Origin of the sequence: Pseudoalteromonas aquimarina, assembly GCF_049257255.1 — a bacterium.
Classification (GTDB): Bacteria; Pseudomonadota; Gammaproteobacteria; order Enterobacterales; family Alteromonadaceae; genus Pseudoalteromonas.
The window spans coordinates 350,487-366,383 of record NZ_JBMMUG010000002.1 but is presented as its reverse complement, the minus strand read 5'-3'; the positions used below and the strand labels follow the sequence as shown (position 1 = coordinate 366,383).

At 39.8% G+C, this 15,897-nt stretch carries 17 protein-coding genes; 10 read left to right on the top strand and 7 right to left on the bottom strand.

What is annotated here, in order from left to right; all coding sequences use genetic code 11:
• Positions 1–93 precede the first annotated feature (93 nt).
• On the top strand, positions 94–471 hold the full coding sequence (locus AAEU29_RS06630) for a VOC family protein (protein WP_372770451.1): 378 nt from the start codon (positions 94–96) through the stop codon (positions 469–471).
• On the opposite strand, the gene AAEU29_RS06625 is transcribed toward AAEU29_RS06630, so the two are convergent.
• Together AAEU29_RS06625 and AAEU29_RS06620 are read right to left on the bottom strand one after the other, a co-directional pair.
• Positions 460–1,302 (bottom strand): alpha/beta fold hydrolase, encoded by an 843-nt coding sequence (locus AAEU29_RS06625; protein ID WP_421972586.1) that lies wholly within the window; start codon positions 1,300–1,302, stop codon positions 460–462. The genes AAEU29_RS06630 and AAEU29_RS06625 overlap by 12 nt on opposite strands.
• A 6-nt stretch (positions 1,303–1,308) precedes the next feature.
• Positions 1,309–1,893, bottom strand: coding sequence for a TetR/AcrR family transcriptional regulator (locus tag AAEU29_RS06620; protein WP_421972585.1), 585 nt, complete (start codon positions 1,891–1,893; stop codon positions 1,309–1,311).
• A gap of 128 nt (positions 1,894–2,021) precedes the next feature.
• On the opposite strand from AAEU29_RS06620, the gene AAEU29_RS06615 reads away from it, so the two are divergent.
• Positions 2,022–2,960: a GAF domain-containing protein gene (locus tag AAEU29_RS06615; RefSeq protein WP_421972584.1), complete on the top strand. Its 939-nt coding sequence runs from the start codon at positions 2,022–2,024 to the stop codon at positions 2,958–2,960.
• A gap of 4 nt (positions 2,961–2,964) precedes the next feature.
• Here the strand turns inward: AAEU29_RS06615 and argE are convergent, their stop codons facing one another.
• Positions 2,965–4,125, bottom strand: coding sequence for an acetylornithine deacetylase (gene argE / locus AAEU29_RS06610; protein WP_421972583.1), 1,161 nt, complete (start codon positions 4,123–4,125; stop codon positions 2,965–2,967).
• Between the two features lie 194 nt (positions 4,126–4,319).
• Here argE and argC point away from each other — a divergent pair, with 194 nt between their 5' ends.
• From argC to AAEU29_RS06575, 7 genes are all read left to right on the top strand, one after another.
• The gene (gene argC / locus AAEU29_RS06605) at positions 4,320–5,336 is read left to right on the top strand and encodes an N-acetyl-gamma-glutamyl-phosphate reductase (RefSeq protein WP_421972582.1); all 1,017 of its coding nucleotides are present in this window, start codon (positions 4,320–4,322) and stop codon (positions 5,334–5,336) included.
• Positions 5,329–6,090: an acetylglutamate kinase gene (gene argB, locus AAEU29_RS06600; protein ID WP_421972581.1), complete on the top strand. Its 762-nt coding sequence runs from the start codon at positions 5,329–5,331 to the stop codon at positions 6,088–6,090. The genes argC and argB overlap by 8 nt, the downstream gene beginning before the upstream one ends.
• An 8-nt stretch (positions 6,091–6,098) precedes the next feature.
• Positions 6,099–7,019: an ornithine carbamoyltransferase gene (locus AAEU29_RS06595; protein WP_421972580.1), complete on the top strand. Its 921-nt coding sequence runs from the start codon at positions 6,099–6,101 to the stop codon at positions 7,017–7,019.
• A gap of 12 nt (positions 7,020–7,031) precedes the next feature.
• On the top strand, positions 7,032–8,234 hold the full coding sequence (locus tag AAEU29_RS06590; RefSeq protein WP_421972579.1) for an argininosuccinate synthase: 1,203 nt from the start codon (positions 7,032–7,034) through the stop codon (positions 8,232–8,234).
• A gap of 31 nt (positions 8,235–8,265) precedes the next feature.
• A complete protein-coding gene (gene argH, locus AAEU29_RS06585; RefSeq protein WP_421972578.1) occupies positions 8,266–10,131 on the top strand; it encodes an argininosuccinate lyase in 1,866 nt (621 codons plus the stop codon).
• Positions 10,132–10,521: 390 nt separating this feature from the next.
• A complete protein-coding gene (locus AAEU29_RS06580) occupies positions 10,522–10,722 on the top strand; it encodes a hypothetical protein (protein ID WP_421972577.1) in 201 nt (66 codons plus the stop codon).
• A 58-nt stretch (positions 10,723–10,780) separates the two neighbouring features.
• The gene (locus AAEU29_RS06575) at positions 10,781–11,311 is read left to right on the top strand and encodes a hypothetical protein (protein WP_421972576.1); all 531 of its coding nucleotides are present in this window, start codon (positions 10,781–10,783) and stop codon (positions 11,309–11,311) included.
• Positions 11,312–11,355: 44 nt separating this feature from the next.
• Here the strand turns inward: AAEU29_RS06575 and AAEU29_RS06570 are convergent, their stop codons facing one another.
• A complete protein-coding gene (locus AAEU29_RS06570) occupies positions 11,356–12,792 on the bottom strand; it encodes a capsule assembly Wzi family protein (RefSeq protein WP_421972575.1) in 1,437 nt (478 codons plus the stop codon).
• Positions 12,789–13,271, bottom strand: coding sequence for a pantetheine-phosphate adenylyltransferase (coaD, locus tag AAEU29_RS06565; RefSeq protein ID WP_274762335.1), 483 nt, complete (start codon positions 13,269–13,271; stop codon positions 12,789–12,791). Before coaD ends, AAEU29_RS06570 begins: the two co-directional genes overlap by 4 nt.
• 146 nt (positions 13,272–13,417) lie before the next feature.
• Between coaD and AAEU29_RS06560 the strand changes: the two genes are divergently transcribed.
• Positions 13,418–14,074, top strand: coding sequence for a TetR/AcrR family transcriptional regulator (locus AAEU29_RS06560; protein WP_421972574.1), 657 nt, complete (start codon positions 13,418–13,420; stop codon positions 14,072–14,074).
• On the opposite strand, the gene AAEU29_RS06555 is transcribed toward AAEU29_RS06560, so the two are convergent.
• Together AAEU29_RS06555 and waaA are read right to left on the bottom strand one after the other, a co-directional pair.
• Positions 14,071–14,622 carry a DUF1415 domain-containing protein gene (locus tag AAEU29_RS06555; protein WP_421972573.1) on the bottom strand — a complete coding sequence of 184 codons (552 nt, stop codon included), beginning with the start codon at positions 14,620–14,622 and terminating at the stop codon, positions 14,071–14,073. The genes AAEU29_RS06560 and AAEU29_RS06555 overlap by 4 nt on opposite strands.
• Complete coding sequence (waaA, locus tag AAEU29_RS06550) at positions 14,603–15,871, bottom strand: lipid IV(A) 3-deoxy-D-manno-octulosonic acid transferase (protein WP_421972572.1); 1,269 nt, start codon at positions 15,869–15,871, stop codon at positions 14,603–14,605. The genes AAEU29_RS06555 and waaA overlap by 20 nt, the downstream gene beginning before the upstream one ends.
• Positions 15,872–15,897: the final 26 nt, after the last annotated feature.

Below are 15,897 nucleotides of genomic sequence, written 5' to 3'. Positions count from 1 at the left end.
GCTTTTTTCGTATCAAGTGATGGAAATAGCTGCAATAAAACACAATTCTGTGCTAATAATTAGACAATAAGAATAATTAATCATCACTTCATAATGGATTACTTAAAAACAGTTATCTACGTTGATAATGTTGAAGAAACACTCGATTTCTACTACCAGGCATTTGCCATTAATACCGCGCAGTTGGACGAAGATGGCCAGTATGGCGAATTAGACTTTCAAGGTGCTCGCATTGCTTTTGCTGCCCACCCATTAGCGCAATCTCACTTCAAACAGAGCTACATTCGTGCACAACCAAAACAACCCGCTTTGGGCTTTGAGTTAGTATTGCACGTAGAGGATATTAATCTAGCGTTTACCAAAGCAGTGGATGCAGGCGCCGAGCCGCTTAGTGCACCCAATGAAATGGAAGGTAAAAACCTTGCATATGTACGCTCTATTGAAGGCACATTAATCGCATTAAGCGAGTAAGCTTTGCTTCATAAATTGCCATGTTTCATCAGAGTTGATAATGCGACCATGGCCAAGTTTATCCACTGCTTTTAGCCTAATGTGTCCATGTTGTTTTGCTTGCTCATATGCTAAAGCGAAATTGGCAAATTTATCATTCTTATCATGAATTATATGCACTGGGTGGGCATGTTGTTTAATGTGGAGCTCAGGCAAAATTTGTTCAAATTGCATTTGATGCTCTTGTTCAACACTTGATAGCACGCCTTTAAACAATCGTTTATTAATACCCGAATTTAAAATGCGCTGTTCAAATGAATCGTAAAAACCAAAAGTGGGTGCAATTAGTAAATGGGGGAGTTGTTTACTCACATTGAGTGCTGCAACTGTGCCCATCGAATGACTAACAATCGCTTTAGGGCTTTCGATACTATTTATCACCGAACGTAGGCCTTTGATAAAAAGCGGTAAATTAGCGAATTTCCCTTCACTTTCGCCATGTGCATAATGATCAAATGCGGTTGCTTTAAAGCCAGCTTGAGCTACTTTTTCCATCAATGGTAAAAACTGCCTGCCACTGCCAGACCAGCCGTGTGTAAAAATGATTTCAGGGCCTTGACCAATTGAAGTCAGATTAAGATTGCCATAGTCTGTTTTCAATTTATGTTCTAAAAAAGGTGACTTTAACTTTGCTTGCTTGCGCCTTTTTGCTGGTGTTAGTAATAACTTCTTTGTTTGCTTAAGAGCAAAGTTTGGTGCAATTTTTAAAGCCGAAGTCGATGCCGCTTTAATCAAATAATAGGCAAAAGGTTTTCTATTTGCCGAAGAAGAAAAATAAATTTTACTGCTCATAATAGTTTAAGCTCGATGACGTTCAATAAGTTGATTAAATGCGTGGTTAAAGCGGCTGTGATTTTCATCTTCAACACCGAGCCACGACATACTTTGGCTGCCTAAATAAAGGGCGTATAGTTCAAATACAAACTGCTCTGCGTTTACATCTGCTTTGAATTGACCGCTTTTGATAACCAAGTTAACTTTGTGAGTTAAATAGCTTAACCAATTCGCAAGGTCTTGCTTTACTTGGTCGTGAATTGCGCCAGGCTGATCATCAAACTCAACCGCAGCTGAAATAAAAATGCAGGTTTTTGCTTGCTCTTCGTACCAACCTAACCAGTTTTTACATAATGAAAGTAATTGGTTAAGTGGATCTAATTCGCGATCTATTGGTTTTATAACAATGTTTTGAAATAGATCGTTAGCAAATTCAAGCACGTTTAGTTGCAATGTCTCTTTAGATTTAAAGTGTGAAAATAACCCTGATTTTGACATGCCAGTAGCAACTGCAAGACCGCCAATAGTGAGGTTATCTAAACTTGACTGTGTTGCGATTTTTAAAGCCGTAGCAAGAATTTGCTGTTTGGTTTCTTGGCCTTTACTCATAAAAGTACGCTCGTTCTATTTTTTGAGATAATAGCACGATCATACTTTAAAGTGAATGATAAGAACTTCGTTTGTTGTCTTTTTTTTACACAGTCTATACTTGATGTATTGAAAAAAGAGGACTTTTTATGCTGCCACCTGACACTCTGGCCAATGAAAATATTAGAATAAAAACGCTGCAAAGTTTGAATGTGCTCGACACCCCTGCTGAAGAACGTTTGGATAGAATTACCCAAATAGCTGCCAATATGTTTAATGTACCAATCGCGTTAGTATCCTTAGTTGATAATGAACGACAGTGGTTTAAGTCGTGTATTGGGCTAGAAGTCAATGAAACTCCGCGTGATATTTCATTTTGCGGCCATGCAATCTTGAGTGATCAAGCGTTTGTGGTGAATGACACGCTTAATGACATTCGTTTTGCAGATAATCCGTTAGTAACAGGTGCGCCGTTTATTCGTTTTTATGCTGGCATACCGCTTGCCCATGATAATGGCGAGCGTTTGGGAACCTTATGCATTATTGATACAAAACCTCGTGATTTCAGCACAGATGATATTTCGTTACTACGTGAGCTGGCTGTATTAGTTGAGTTAGAGCTTGTTCATAAGATTGCAAATACCATGGATGAAGTATCGGGTCTTTCAAATAAGGCTGGTTTTAAATTGCTAGCTCCTGTTAGTTTGAAGGTTTGTCAGAAATTAAACCTCAAGGTATCAGTGGTGTATCTCTTTATGAAGGGGTTATTAAGCTACAAGCAAGATATCGAAAAGTATAATACGTTTTTACGCACCACTGCGGATGTATTTAAAGCTAATTTACGTGCGACTGATCTAATCGCCCATTATGATGAGAATAGTTTTGTGGCACTGGTTAGCAATGCAAATAAAATTAATACGCAAAGCAAAGTTAATGATTTAGTAAAGCAGTTAAATCAATTAAGTCATGCAAAAAACTACGATAACAAAATTGAGTTCATTACAGGCGTAATAGATAGCTCACCATTTTGTGATATTGATGAGCTAATTTTTAATGCGTTTTTAAAGCTTCATGAACAAGCTATTTGATGAGCTATTCAAAACAAGACTGAAAAATCAATTGCTTAATTATTTCTTGGCTGGGTTTTATTTTTTCCATCGCTAAAAATTCATCAGGCTGATGCGCTTGCTGGATTGAACCAGGCCCCATAACAATCGTTTCGCAGCCTAATTGTTGTAAAAAAGGTGCTTCGGTACAGTAATTAACCGCTTGTGCTTTTTCACCTGAGAGCTTCTCAGCAAGCTTCACTAAACTACTATCGGTAGAGCCAGAAAACGCCGGAATTGGGTCGTGTAAATCAATAACCGCAACGGCATTAGGGTATTTGTCATTGATAGGTGCAACCGCCTGCAACAACATGGCTTGAAGTTCAGCAATACTAATGCCCGGTATCGGCCGCATATCAATGTGCAGTTCACAACAGCCGCAGATGCGGTTGGCATTGTCGCCACCATGAATATGTCCAAGGTTTAATGTTGGGTAAGGAATCTTAAAGTCTGGAAATGAATATTTATTCTTTATATCTTCTTTTAATTTTAATAGCTGTGCTATTACTAAATGCATAACTTCAATCGCATTTAGACCTGCATCAGGATCGGAACTGTGACCTGCCTTGCCTGTAATGCGAATGGCCGTCGACATATGCCCTTTGTGTGTATACACAGGTACCATATCAGTTGGTTCACCAATAATGCAGCGGCTAGGTCTTAATTTGTTTTGCTTGGCAATTTCAATTGCACCAGACATTGTGGTTTCTTCGTCTGCGGTCGCTAAAAGCGTGATAGGTTGCTTGATGTTTTTAATTCCTATCTCAGCATCAATTTCTTGCAATGCATTAATAACAAATGCAAAAAATCCTTTCATGTCAATGCTACCTAAACCGAAAAGTTTATTGTCTTGTTCACTGAGCTTAAACGGATCAAACTGCCATCGACTATCATCAAATGGCACTGTATCGGTATGACCTGCAAGCATTAAGCCGCCATCACCATCACCCAATTTTGCCGCTAAATTATATTTTCCTGGGCTTGATTCAAGTTCTGTTATTTCAATTGTAAAGCCAAGTGACTCGCACCAAGTGGCTAACAAATTAATCACTTCGCGGTTGCTCATATCGAGTGATGGCACCGTGGCGCTAATTGAGGGGGCTGCAATTAACGCGCGATACATTTCCATAAAATTCATGTGTGACATTATCTACTCAAAAAGTTTATAAATAATTATGCAAAAAAGTTGAATATAAATTTACATTGGTTTATTCTGCGATTCAATTCATTATTTTGAAATAATTAGTACCGAGACTAACAGCATGCATAAATCAACTTTACGACGATAACACTTTTTTAAAATTTGTATTAATAACCCTTTTTTAGTTTTTTGGAGTAAATATGAATATCGTTATCGTTGGTGCAAGCGGTTATTCAGGTGCTGAACTTGCCAAATTAATATCACTGCATGATTTGTTAAATTTAACGGGCATGTTTGTGTCTGAAAATAGCCTAGATAAAGGTAAGACGCTTGCCAGCCTCTATCCTGAATTAAATGGCGTAGTGGAAGGGGCACTTTCGCCACTTACGCCAGAGGCGTTTGACTATATTAATCAACATGCTGATGCTGTTTGCCTGTGTACTGAACATTCAGTAAGCGTGGAACTTGCGCCTAAGTTTTTAGCGATGGGCAAGAAAGTATTCGATTTATCAGGAGGTTTTCGTTTGTCTTTAAATGATGATTATGAAACCTATTATGGCTTTAAGCACACCAGCCCTGAGTTATTAGAACAAGCCGTTTATGGCCTAGTTGAATGGCAAAAAGACCAAATTAAAGATGCGCAGTTGATTGCGGTACCTGGTTGTTATCCTACCGCTGCACTCAATGCCCTTAAACCATTAAAACAGGCCGGTTTACTTACTGATGATACTGTGATTATCAATGCGGTTTCTGGGGTGACGGGTGCTGGTCGAAAAGCTAATGTGGCAACCCACTTTTGCGAAGTGAGCCTAAAGCCTTACGGTTTATTTAATCACAGACACGGCCCTGAAATTGAAAAATACCTTGGCCACAAGGTGCTGTTTACACCGCATTTAGGCAATTTTAAACGCGGCATTCTTGAAACCATCTATGTCAAAGTAAAACCAGGCACTACTGCAAAGCAAATTGCAGAGTCATATCAAGTGCTTGCTGATGAACCTTTAATTCGCTTACTTGGCGATGTTATTCCATCAATTAAAGGCGTTGAAAACACGCCGTTTGTTGACATTGGCTGGCAGCTACAGGGCGACCAACTCATTGTTATTTCTGCGATAGATAACTTACTTAAAGGCGCCTCTGGCCAAGCGCTGCAATGCATTAATTTAACTTTAGGCTTGCCAGCTCATACTGGCTTTCAAGGAGTGAAACATGGCTAACTGGGTAATAAAGCTGGGCGGTGCCGTATTAAATAACATTGATGCAGCAAAAGCACTTATTGATGTATTACATCAAAAGCCAAAAGACAAATTTATTTTAGTGCATGGCGGTGGATCGCTTGTTGATAGCTGGTTAAGCGATGCAGGGTTTGTAACCTCAAAACACCTTGGTCTGCGTATTAGCCCGCGTGAACAAATGCCTTACATTGTGGGTGCGTTAGCGGGTTGTGCAAATAAACAACTGATGGGCGCTGCAATTAGTAATGGTTTTAAACCTGTTGGTTTAAGTCTTTTTGAAGCGGGTCTTGTTAGCGAACAAAAACTTAAAGCCCTTGGCCAAGTGGGCACCTGTGTTGAAAACGATGCCAGCGTGATTAAGTCGTTACTCGATGCGGGCTGTTTTCCAATTGTGAGCTCGATTGGTTATGACTTAGAAGGCAATTGGTACAATGTGAATGCTGATGAAGCAGCAGCCAGTATTGCGCAATTGCTTGATGCAGAACTTATTTTTATGACAGATGTGGAAGCAGTTTTAGATCATAAACTCAATCCATTACATCAGTTATCAAGTGATGAAATTTCTAAACTTATTGAAGAAGGAGTCATTAAAGGCGGCATGCAGGTAAAAGTAAATACCAGCTTGCAAGCTGCTCAACATTTACGACGTGGCGTTTATATCTCGAGCTGGCAAAAGCCAGAAAACTTAATCGCATTGCTCAATGGTGAGCATGTTGGAACCAAGATTACGCCATAGGAAAAATAATGACTCAACAATTTATAACAGGCTTAGAACTAAACAAAGAAGCCAACTTAAAATTACTTAACTTAGCACTACAAATTAAAAATAACCCAACGGATTTCGCTGAATCGCTAAAAGGTAAATCTGTAGTAACCTTGTTTGAAAAACCAAGTTTACGCACCCGTTTGTCATTCGATATTGGTATTAACAAGCTCGGTGGTCATGCGGTGTATCTTGATCAACAAAATGGTGCCATGGGGCAGCGTGAATCAGTAAAAGATTTTGCCCTTAATATTTCTACTTGGGCAGATGGCATTGTGGCTCGGGTAATGGCGCACAGTACATTAGAAACACTTAGTGAGTTTTCATCAGTGCCTGTGGTGAACAGCTTGTGTGACTTATACCACCCATGCCAAGCACTCGCCGATTTTTTGACACTAACTGAAATTTACGGCGACGTTAGCCAATTAAAACTGGCTTATTTAGGTGAAGGTAACAATGTAACACACTCGCTGATGTTACTAGCGGCAAGTCTCGGTACTGACTTTGTGGCTGTGTGCCCTAAAGGTGCATCACCTGATGCACAAATTGTCAAACAGGCAGAAGCAATTGCAGCGCAAAATGGCGCATCAGTTCTGGTAAGTGACCGTATTGAAGCGGCAGTTGGTTCAAATGCACTCTATGCTGATACTTGGGTATCAATGGGCGATAACACGCCACTTGAACAAGTAAAAGAAAAGTACATGCCGTACCAAATTAATCAAAAACTGGTTGATATGACAGGTGCCTCAAGCGTACTGCATTGTCAGCCAGCACACCGTGAATTTGAAATTACCTCAGAGGTAATGGACGGTGACAAATCATTCATAATACAACAAGCAGAAAATCGTATGCATGCGCAAAATGCATTGCTTGTTAGTTTATTAAATCCAAATTTTGTGTAAGGAATCGGTAACATGAGTTCTATTAAAAAAGTTGTATTAGCATACTCAGGTGGTCTTGATACATCGGCTATCGTGCCATGGTTAAAAGAAAACTATAACTGCGAAGTAGTGGCATTTGTTGCCGATGTAGGGCAAGGCGCTGAAGAATTAGAAGGCGTAGAAGCAAAAGCGATTGCATCAGGTGCATCTGAATGTCATATCGTTGATTTAAAAGATGAGCTAGTTGCTGATTATATTTACCCAACACTTAAAACTGGCGCGATTTACGAAGGTACCTACTTATTAGGTACGTCAATGGCGCGCCCAATTATTGCAAAAGCACAAGTTGAAGTTGCGCGTAAAGTAGGTGCTGATGCACTTTCTCACGGCTGTACCGGTAAAGGTAATGACCAAGTACGTTTTGAAAGTTGTTTTGCAGCCCTTGCACCTGATTTAAAAGTGATTGCGCCTTGGCGTGAATGGGATTTATCAAGCCGTGAATCTCTGCTTGATTACCTTGCTGAACGTAATATTCCATGTGCAGCGTCGGCTACTAAAATTTATAGCCGTGATGCAAACGCATGGCACATTTCACACGAAGGTGGAGAGCTTGAAGATCCGTGGTGTCAACCAAGCGACCAAGTATGGACATGGACAAATTCACCAGAGCAAGCGCCTAATGAATCGCAGTTTGTGCAGTTAAGTGTCAAAAATGGTGAAGTAGTTGCGGTCAATGGTGAGCAAATGTCACCGTTTCAAGTGCTTACTACGCTAAACGAAATTGCAGCACCACATGGCATTGGCCGTGTTGATATTGTTGAAAACCGTTTAGTGGGTATGAAGTCACGCGGTTGTTATGAAACCCCAGGGGGCACAGTAATCATGGCGGCGCTACAAGCGATTGATGAGTTAGTGCTTGATAAAACCAGCCGTAAGTGGAAAGACACCCTAGCCAATGAATTTTCGCACCTTGTTTATGATGGTCGTTGGTTTACGCCACTGAAAGATTCAATCTTAGCGGCAGCAGAAGCATTTTCGACACTGGCAACAGGCGAAGTGGTATTGAAACTTTATAAAGGCCAAGTTACAGCAGTGCAAAAGCAGTCTCAAAACTCGTTGTACAGCGAAGACTTTGCCACTTTCGGCGAAGATGATGTTTACGATCAATCACATGCCGAAGGATTTATTCGTCTATTTTCATTAAGCAGTAGAATTTCTGCAATGAATAACAAGTAATCTTGCCGAGTATTTTTTAGAGGATTGAGCTATGGCACTGTGGGGCGGACGTTTTTCTTCGGGACCAGATCACGCATTTAAGCAATTTAATGACTCGTTACCTTTTGATTACCAAATGGCAGAAGAGGATATTATTGGTTCAATTGCGTGGGCTGGCGCGTTACAGCAGGTTGATGTACTTACAACACAAGAACATCAAAAATTGGTGGCAGGATTGAATGAACTATTATTTGAAGTTCAGCAAAATCCAAATGCAATTGCGACGGCTGGGGATGAGGATATCCACTCGTACGTGGAAGCGAAGCTGATTGAAAAAGTGGGCGATCTTGGTAAAAAGCTGCACACAGGTCGTAGCCGAAATGATCAAGTTGCCACTGATTTTCGCTTGTGGAGTCGAAAAACTGCGAAGCAATTACTTGCGGCCATAGCGTCATTAAAAAATGCCTTAGTTACTCTTGCTGAAAAAGAGTTTGGTACTGTGTTACCTGGCTATACTCATTTGCAACGTGCACAACCTGTGCTGTTCAGCCATTGGTGCATGGCGTATTTTGAAATGCTTGAGCGCGATGAAGCGCGTTTAGAAAGCGCGCTTAGTCGCATTAATGTATGTCCGCTAGGTTCAGGCGCGCTGGCTGGTACTGCATATGCTATCGACCGTGAACAATTAGCTGCTAATTTAGGTTTTGATAGAGCAAGCCGCAACAGCCTTGATGCTGTATCTGACCGTGATTTTGTTGTGGAGCTATTGAGCTGCGCATCTATTTCAATGATGCATTTATCGCGTCTTGCGGAAGATATGATTTTCTACAACTCGGGTGAAGCGGGTTTTATTGAACTTGCTGACAGCGTGACATCAGGTTCAAGCTTGATGCCACAAAAGAAAAACCCAGATGCGTTAGAGCTTATTCGCGGTAAAACCGGCCGTGTTTTTGGCGCATTCAGTGCGATGATGATGACATTAAAAGCGTTGCCGCTTGCGTATAACAAAGATATGCAAGAAGACAAAGAAGGGCTTTTTGATGCAATGCCAACCTGGCTTGCATGTATTCATATGGCTGAGGCCTGCATTAAAGGTGTGAAGGTTAATGCTGAGAAAACTAAAGCTGCGGCGCAAGGTGGCCATGCTAATGCAACAGAGCTTGCTGATTACTTAGTTGCCAAAGGTATTCCATTCCGCGAAGGGCATCATATTGTCGGTGAACTGGTACAAGTGGCTATTTCTGAAGGCAAAAACCTTGAAGAATTATCGCTTTCGCAATTTAAAGCTGTGTGCGATGTGATTGATGACGATGTGTATCCTGTACTTGAACTACAAGCATGTTTAGATGCCCGTTTAGCGCTTGGTGGTACATCACCTACGCAAGTTCAATATGCTATTAGCAACGCAAAAAAAAACGCTGAATTTACGGTAAGAGATGCAACACTTAACGATGTTGAGGCAATCGCTGAGCTTATTCAATATTGGGCACGAGAAGGCGAAAACCTACCGCGCGCAAAAAGCGATATGATCCACAGCATTAATGAATTTGCAGTAACAGAAGTTAACGGCAAAGTAACAGGGTGTGCTTCACTTTATATTTACGACACAGGCCTTGCAGAAATTCGCTCTCTCGGGGTAGACCCGAATACCGAGGTAAAAGGGCAAGGGCGAGCGCTGGTAAATCACTTAATTGAAAAAGGCGCTAAGCTTGCATTAGGACGGATTATCGTACTTACTCGGGTTCCGGGCTTCTTTACTAAGTTAGGTTTTGCCGATAGCCATAAATCTCAGTTACCAGAAAAGGTAATGAAAGATTGCGAGTTGTGCCTTAGAAAAGACAACTGCGATGAAGTGGCTATGGACTACCGTATTGCAAAGCCAAATGAATTACGCATCGAATGCCGTAATGTTGCCTAAGTAATTTTTCAAACTTTATTATTTAACGCCATTAAAAGCACAACAGGTTAACTGTTGTGCTTTTTTATTGCGTTTTATTTAAGGTGATTATTTTGTTTGTACAATAATTAGGGACGTGTAGCGAGCGTGAGATAGCTAAATTTAATCGCTGAGTTTTATATGCCATTTTGTTAAATGGTCATATAAATCAGTTAATTAAAATTAATCCTTTGTTCGTATATTGAGTTTCATTCGCATTTCTGGATCGCTAATTGCTACTACTGTGCACCTGATGTTTAGTTGTCAGAAAAATGACAGCTAAAGGCCCCTAGGCTTGTTAGGAGTACAAACAAGAAATAATAAGGACGCTTAGGGTCATCTTTAAAATTTAGTTTTATAAGGAATAGAAAAATGCAAATTAACGGTACAAACAGCTTAAATGCTATGCAATATGCGCAAATGCAGAACACTCAAACAAATACAGTTAAATCAGAGTCTTCACAAAATACCCTACAAAGTGATAAGGTAACTTTATCGGCGGAGGCAATGAGTTTGACTCCTGAATTACGTCGCGGTGGTGGGGAAGTTATCACTAAACGCGAGGAAGACTAATCCGTTAAGGACATGAATGTTTTTTGAAATGAATTTGGCCTTTTTTTTTGGCGCATTTATGACATGGGGTTTTTTAATTGCTTTTTTGTTTAATGTGTTCGGAAAGGTCGTAGGTTTTAAAGATAGTTATTCAATTATCATTACAGCCTTGCTCGTATTCATGTCCTACTTTTTTAGTGAGCAGTTTGTAGATTTCTCTCGTACAACAAGTATATACCTTGAATGGATGACACAAGATATCCTCACAATAGCCACTATCTTAATTGTCCATAAAATCTTTAAAATTAAACATCACCGTGCTTCTTACTATGTGTATCTTGGCCTTACATTAAATGGTTTAATGTTCTATCTGATGTGGGTAGATATTCAAGTTCTAGCCAATCAAGATCCTTGGTGGTTTTGGACTGTATACTCTTTTGGTGTAAATACTGTTGATTATGTAATGGTTATTACATTAATTGTGGGTAGAGATTGGCTTGGTTTAGTACGTTTTGGCCGCTTTATTCGCAATAAAGCAATTGCTAAAAAAGAACGTTTTATTGAAACCCAAAAAGAAAAGCGTTTGTCACAAGCTATGCTACAAGCTTAAACGCTTTTCGTTATTTACAGTTGCAATCGTTTTAAATACAGCGATTAGAAACGATATTCCCAACTGCCACTCATTGCAAACTCTGTCTCTGACTTACTTTCAAACTTATCGCGCCATGTGGTTGCTTTAAGTTTTAGTAAACCATCAAATAACCCTTGTTGATAACCGACTTCAAGTTGCAGTCGTTCTGATACATTTGTATCTGGATTAGCTTCGCCTTTATTAGCAAAATCTAACGTGCGTAATTTAACAAAACCCGCATAACCGTTTGTTGTTTGGTAACTCGTTGAGAGAGCGATACTCTTTACATTGCCACCGATACTGGCTGCGATATTTTCACCTAAGTGAGCATAACCTTGATCGTAGTATTGGTGTTGATACTGGCAGTGGTTTACATCGTTAATAAAAGTGCAGTTTGATTCGGTATCGGAATATTCAATGTAACTTTTCACTAAATAATCTTGAGAGCCAAAGAAATGCTCTGCACCTATACTAAACATGGCATCTTCAGGTAAAAAACTAAGCTCATTAGTGCCAGCATATTCACCATACAATGCAACAGATTGATTAAATAGTCGTGTACTGTATTTAGCATCAATGCTTGTTAATTGGTTGTATTCATTAACGCCAGCATCATCGAGCTTATTTTTAGTCAGTATTACGTCACTTAGTGCGCCAAAACCATGGTTGGCATTTGGGCTATCAAACTGTGCTGTTTGGTTGATACCAATCTCTAAGCCGCTAATTGGCGTAGATGAAAAGCGCATCGCCCAAAATAAATTGTCTTTATCATCGTTTTTTGGGTATTTATCTTGCCCTACAAAAGCAGAGAAGTTCCAAGCACCAATAAATGATAGAAACTTGGGGCCGTAATAGTCAGTATTTAAACGGCTAAGGCGCAACCCCGGAATAGGGTCGGCATTGTTAGAAAGTAAAAGTGCATTGTCGTTGCTTGGGCCAAACCATTTATTGACCTGCTCAACACTTACGCTCCAATTGCCATAAAGAACCGCCAAATAAGAGCCATCATAGTTTAGTTCTTTTTGGCTGGTGGCATCTTTGTTATAGCCAATAGACACTTTTGCAGTTACGCGGTCGCCCATTAGTACCGAAGTACCTTGAATATTGCCTTTATGTTTATTGCGCTGGCCAAAACTTTGTAAGCTGTTTGGTTCGCTATTACCGCTCACTCTGACTGATGAATAACTACCAGATTTGGCTACATTTAGGGCATGTTGTACTTTTCGAAGCGCAAAAAGCCCATCTTCAGAGAGGGTTTGACGATTAATCTGAGATAGGTCTTGTGCGATGCCTTGCCACATCAGTGGGTAACTATTTACCGGGCGATTAATAGCACCTTCACTTACAAGTTGTTCGATTGCAGCGCGTAAAAAAGGGTCGTCAGTGCCAATCCAAGGCTCGGCAAATACGTTTGCTGCAAATACTAAACTACATGAGGCAGCAATATGGGTTAACTTCATTTTGCCAACTTTTCCTTAAGGGCGTTTACAACGATAGGGTCTACAAATTCGCTTACATCACCACCATGAATAGCCACTTCTTTAACTAAGCTTGATGAAATAAACGAGTTTTTCTCAGCTGGCGTTAAAAACACGGTTTCAAGTTCTTTGTTTAAACGGCGGTTCATATTAGCCAGTTGAAATTCAAATTCGAAGTCTGAAACAGCGCGTAAGCCACGCACTAAAACCGGTGCGTTTTGTTCTTTTGCTAAATCGGCAAGCAAGCCAGAAAAGCCAATCACAGTTACATTTTCAAGATGCGATAAAATAGATTTTGCAATTTCAACACGTTGTTCTAATTCGAAAAATGGCTTTTTATTTGGGTTGTGAGCAACCGCTAAAATAACTTCATCGAACATTTTTGCTGCGCGTTCAACTAAGTCTGTATGTCCATTGGTGATTGGATCAAAAGTGCCTGGATAAATTGCTTTTACTTTCATGTTATTTGTAACTAAGTGATGATGCAGGCATTTTATCAAGCTTTAAATGGAATACCAATTAACTGGATGGACTATTTTGCCAATTGGTATTCATAGTGAGATTGTTTATACTGCGGCGTATAAATACAGGCGTAATTAGGATAGTTATGAGTACCAAGGATAAGATCATTCAAACCAGCATTGCGTTGTTTAACCAACATGGTGAGCGCGCAATTACAACAAACCACATCGCATCAGAAATGGGTATAAGCCCAGGTAACTTGTATTATCACTTTAAAAATAAAGAAGATATTTTGCGTCATATTTTTGGTCTGTACCAAAGTCATTTAAAAGAAAACTTCACCCCAATGGATAAAAATTTGGATGTGATGGCGCAGCTTGCGGGCTACCTTGATTCGTTAGTTGAGTTGATGTGGCGATTTAATTTCTTCTATAACAATTTAACGGATATTTTAGGTCGCGATAAAGAGTTGAAAGCGCAATACCTTGTACACCAAGCGCAATTAGTTGAGCAAGTTGTTGCTGTAATTAACGGTTTAAAATATGCCGAAGTAATTGCTATTGATGATTGCGATATTGAAGAGCTTGCTCATATGGTAAAGCTGACGGTAAGTTTTTGGACTCCTTATGTGAAAGCGCATAGCAAAGATAGTTCGCTAACTAAACAAGATATTTTTGGTGGTATTGTAAAAGTGATATTACTGTTCAAACCTTATGCCCGCGGCGAAGGGCTTGAACAGTTGAAAAAGCTACAACAAGAATATTTAAATAAACAACTCGAAGTGGAAAAAGCAGTCGCTTAATCTTTCTTTCCAGTTTGGCAGTGATTAAGTAATTGCTGCCAAAATGAAATGCCTTTTTCTCTCGCAAGTTTGATATTCGTTTCTGGAATGCCTTCTGGATCAGGGTGAATACCAAGCACTCGCGCCATTGATGCTTCTCTGATTAAATGTAGCGTTGGGTACGGTGCGCGATTAGTATAGTTAGCCGCATCACTGTCATCGCTATCAGCAAATACATAGTCTGGGTGAAAGTTGGCAATTTGAATAAACCCTTCATAGCCACTTGAAACTAACATGGCATTGGCTAAATCCACTAAATCTAAAAAATCGTCAAAATTTTGAAAGCCTTTACTAAAAATATGTAAACAGGTTTCTATTTCGTCGTTTTCACGCATCTGCTGTATCAGTGACAGCATTTCAATCACCGCATCTTCATGCGATTCAGTTTGGCTATCGACATATTCAATGGTGTTATTTACCACTTCTTTTTTTGCAAATGGGCAAAAGTTATAGCCAACAATAACTTGGCTAACCCAGTTTTTTGTTTGCTCAACGGGGGAGAGTGTCATGTGAAATCTCATTTTCAATAAGCGCTATGGTGTGTTTAAGTGCGCCGCGATTGGTTTCTAAAATTTGATATGCGTTGTTACCAAGTGTCTGTCTTTTTTCTGCATCGTTGGCTAGCGACAATAAATTGTCAAAAAGAGCTTTTGATGAATCAACACAAATACAGGCATTGTTACTAATTAATTGTGGGTATACATGTAAAAAATTAGTGTAACTAGGTCCTGTTAAAATAGGTATATTAAATGCGGCAGCCTCTAATGGGTTATGACCTCCTCGCGCTATCAAACTACCGCCAATAAAGGCGCAATCGGCAGCACCAAACAACACCAACATTTCACCCATGGTATCGGCAAGTAATACACTTTGCCCAGTATGCTCTTCTTTAGAGCGCTGACTAAATGAAATGTTATTTTGCTTAAGGTAATCAGCAACTTTATTAAATTGCTCTGGGTGTCGCGGTGCAATTATTAAAAGCGCATTTGGTTTTTTCTCTAGTAGTAATAAGTGTGCATTAATTACTTGTTCATACTCACCAGGGTGAGTAGAGCCTGCAACCCAAGTAAAATCGTGAGATGAGAGCTGCGGCTTGAAAGCGCTAATTCTTTCTTCAATCTCGGTATTAAGTTCAATATCAAACTTAATTGAGCCAGTAATTTTACTATTTTTTGACGGTAACCCTAGTTGTAAAAAACGTTCGCTATCTTCTTTATTGTGAGCTGCAAGTAGGTTAATACTGCGCATAATTTGTTTGCTTAGTGGCAAAATACGTTGATAGCCCTTTAGAGACTTTTCAGATAAACGGGCATTAATAACACACACAGGTATATGTTGTTGCTGCGCTTTAATAATTAAATTTGGCCATAGCTCTGTTTCTAAAATAATTATGGCTTTGGGCTTTAAAGCTTTAAAAAATCGCCTAATAGCGCAGGGAAAGTCGAGCGGTAGGTACACGTGCTGCACAGTATTGCCAAATTGCTTTTGAATTTCAGCTGAGCCAGTGGGGGTATTACAGGTAAGTGTAATTGAATAATTGTCTTTAAGATGATGGATAAGCTTACTTGCAGCCATCAATTCACCTACAGAGGCACAGTGAATAATTAGGCTGTCTGGTTTTAAATGTGCGTTATAAAAAGCCAGCCTTTCTGCCCAACGTTTGCGATATTCAGGCGCTTTTTTTCCTCGTAACCAAAGGTGTAAAAACACTAAGGGTGAAAGAATATATAAAACAAAGCTGTAAATTAAACGCGCCATAGTTACCTCAACCAGTATCGCCGCGA

Bases quoted from the DNA above. Each gene is read 5' to 3' on its own strand.
- coaD (WP_274762335.1), bottom strand. From the start codon at position 13,271: ATGAAAGTAAAAGCAATTTATCCAGGCACTTTTGATCCAATCACCAAT.
- argC (WP_421972582.1), top strand. From the start codon at position 4,320: ATGAATATCGTTATCGTTGGTGCAAGCGGTTATTCAGGTGCTGAACTT.
- AAEU29_RS06625 (WP_421972586.1), bottom strand. From the start codon at position 1,302: ATGAGCAGTAAAATTTATTTTTCTTCTTCGGCAAATAGAAAACCTTTT.
- AAEU29_RS06555 (WP_421972573.1), bottom strand. From the start codon at position 14,622: ATGACACTCTCCCCCGTTGAGCAAACAAAAAACTGGGTTAGCCAAGTT.
- AAEU29_RS06595 (WP_421972580.1), top strand. From the start codon at position 6,099: ATGACTCAACAATTTATAACAGGCTTAGAACTAAACAAAGAAGCCAAC.
- AAEU29_RS06620 (WP_421972585.1), bottom strand. From the start codon at position 1,893: ATGAGTAAAGGCCAAGAAACCAAACAGCAAATTCTTGCTACGGCTTTA.
- argH (WP_421972578.1), top strand. From the start codon at position 8,266: ATGGCACTGTGGGGCGGACGTTTTTCTTCGGGACCAGATCACGCATTT.
- argE (WP_421972583.1), bottom strand. From the start codon at position 4,125: ATGTCACACATGAATTTTATGGAAATGTATCGCGCGTTAATTGCAGCC.
- AAEU29_RS06630 (WP_372770451.1), top strand. From the start codon at position 94: ATGGATTACTTAAAAACAGTTATCTACGTTGATAATGTTGAAGAAACA.
- AAEU29_RS06560 (WP_421972574.1), top strand. From the start codon at position 13,418: ATGAGTACCAAGGATAAGATCATTCAAACCAGCATTGCGTTGTTTAAC.
- AAEU29_RS06615 (WP_421972584.1), top strand. From the start codon at position 2,022: ATGCTGCCACCTGACACTCTGGCCAATGAAAATATTAGAATAAAAACG.
- AAEU29_RS06590 (WP_421972579.1), top strand. From the start codon at position 7,032: ATGAGTTCTATTAAAAAAGTTGTATTAGCATACTCAGGTGGTCTTGAT.
- AAEU29_RS06575 (WP_421972576.1), top strand. From the start codon at position 10,781: ATGACATGGGGTTTTTTAATTGCTTTTTTGTTTAATGTGTTCGGAAAG.
- AAEU29_RS06580 (WP_421972577.1), top strand. From the start codon at position 10,522: ATGCAAATTAACGGTACAAACAGCTTAAATGCTATGCAATATGCGCAA.
- argB (WP_421972581.1), top strand. From the start codon at position 5,329: ATGGCTAACTGGGTAATAAAGCTGGGCGGTGCCGTATTAAATAACATT.
- AAEU29_RS06570 (WP_421972575.1), bottom strand. From the start codon at position 12,792: ATGAAGTTAACCCATATTGCTGCCTCATGTAGTTTAGTATTTGCAGCA.
- waaA (WP_421972572.1), bottom strand. From the start codon at position 15,871: ATGGCGCGTTTAATTTACAGCTTTGTTTTATATATTCTTTCACCCTTA.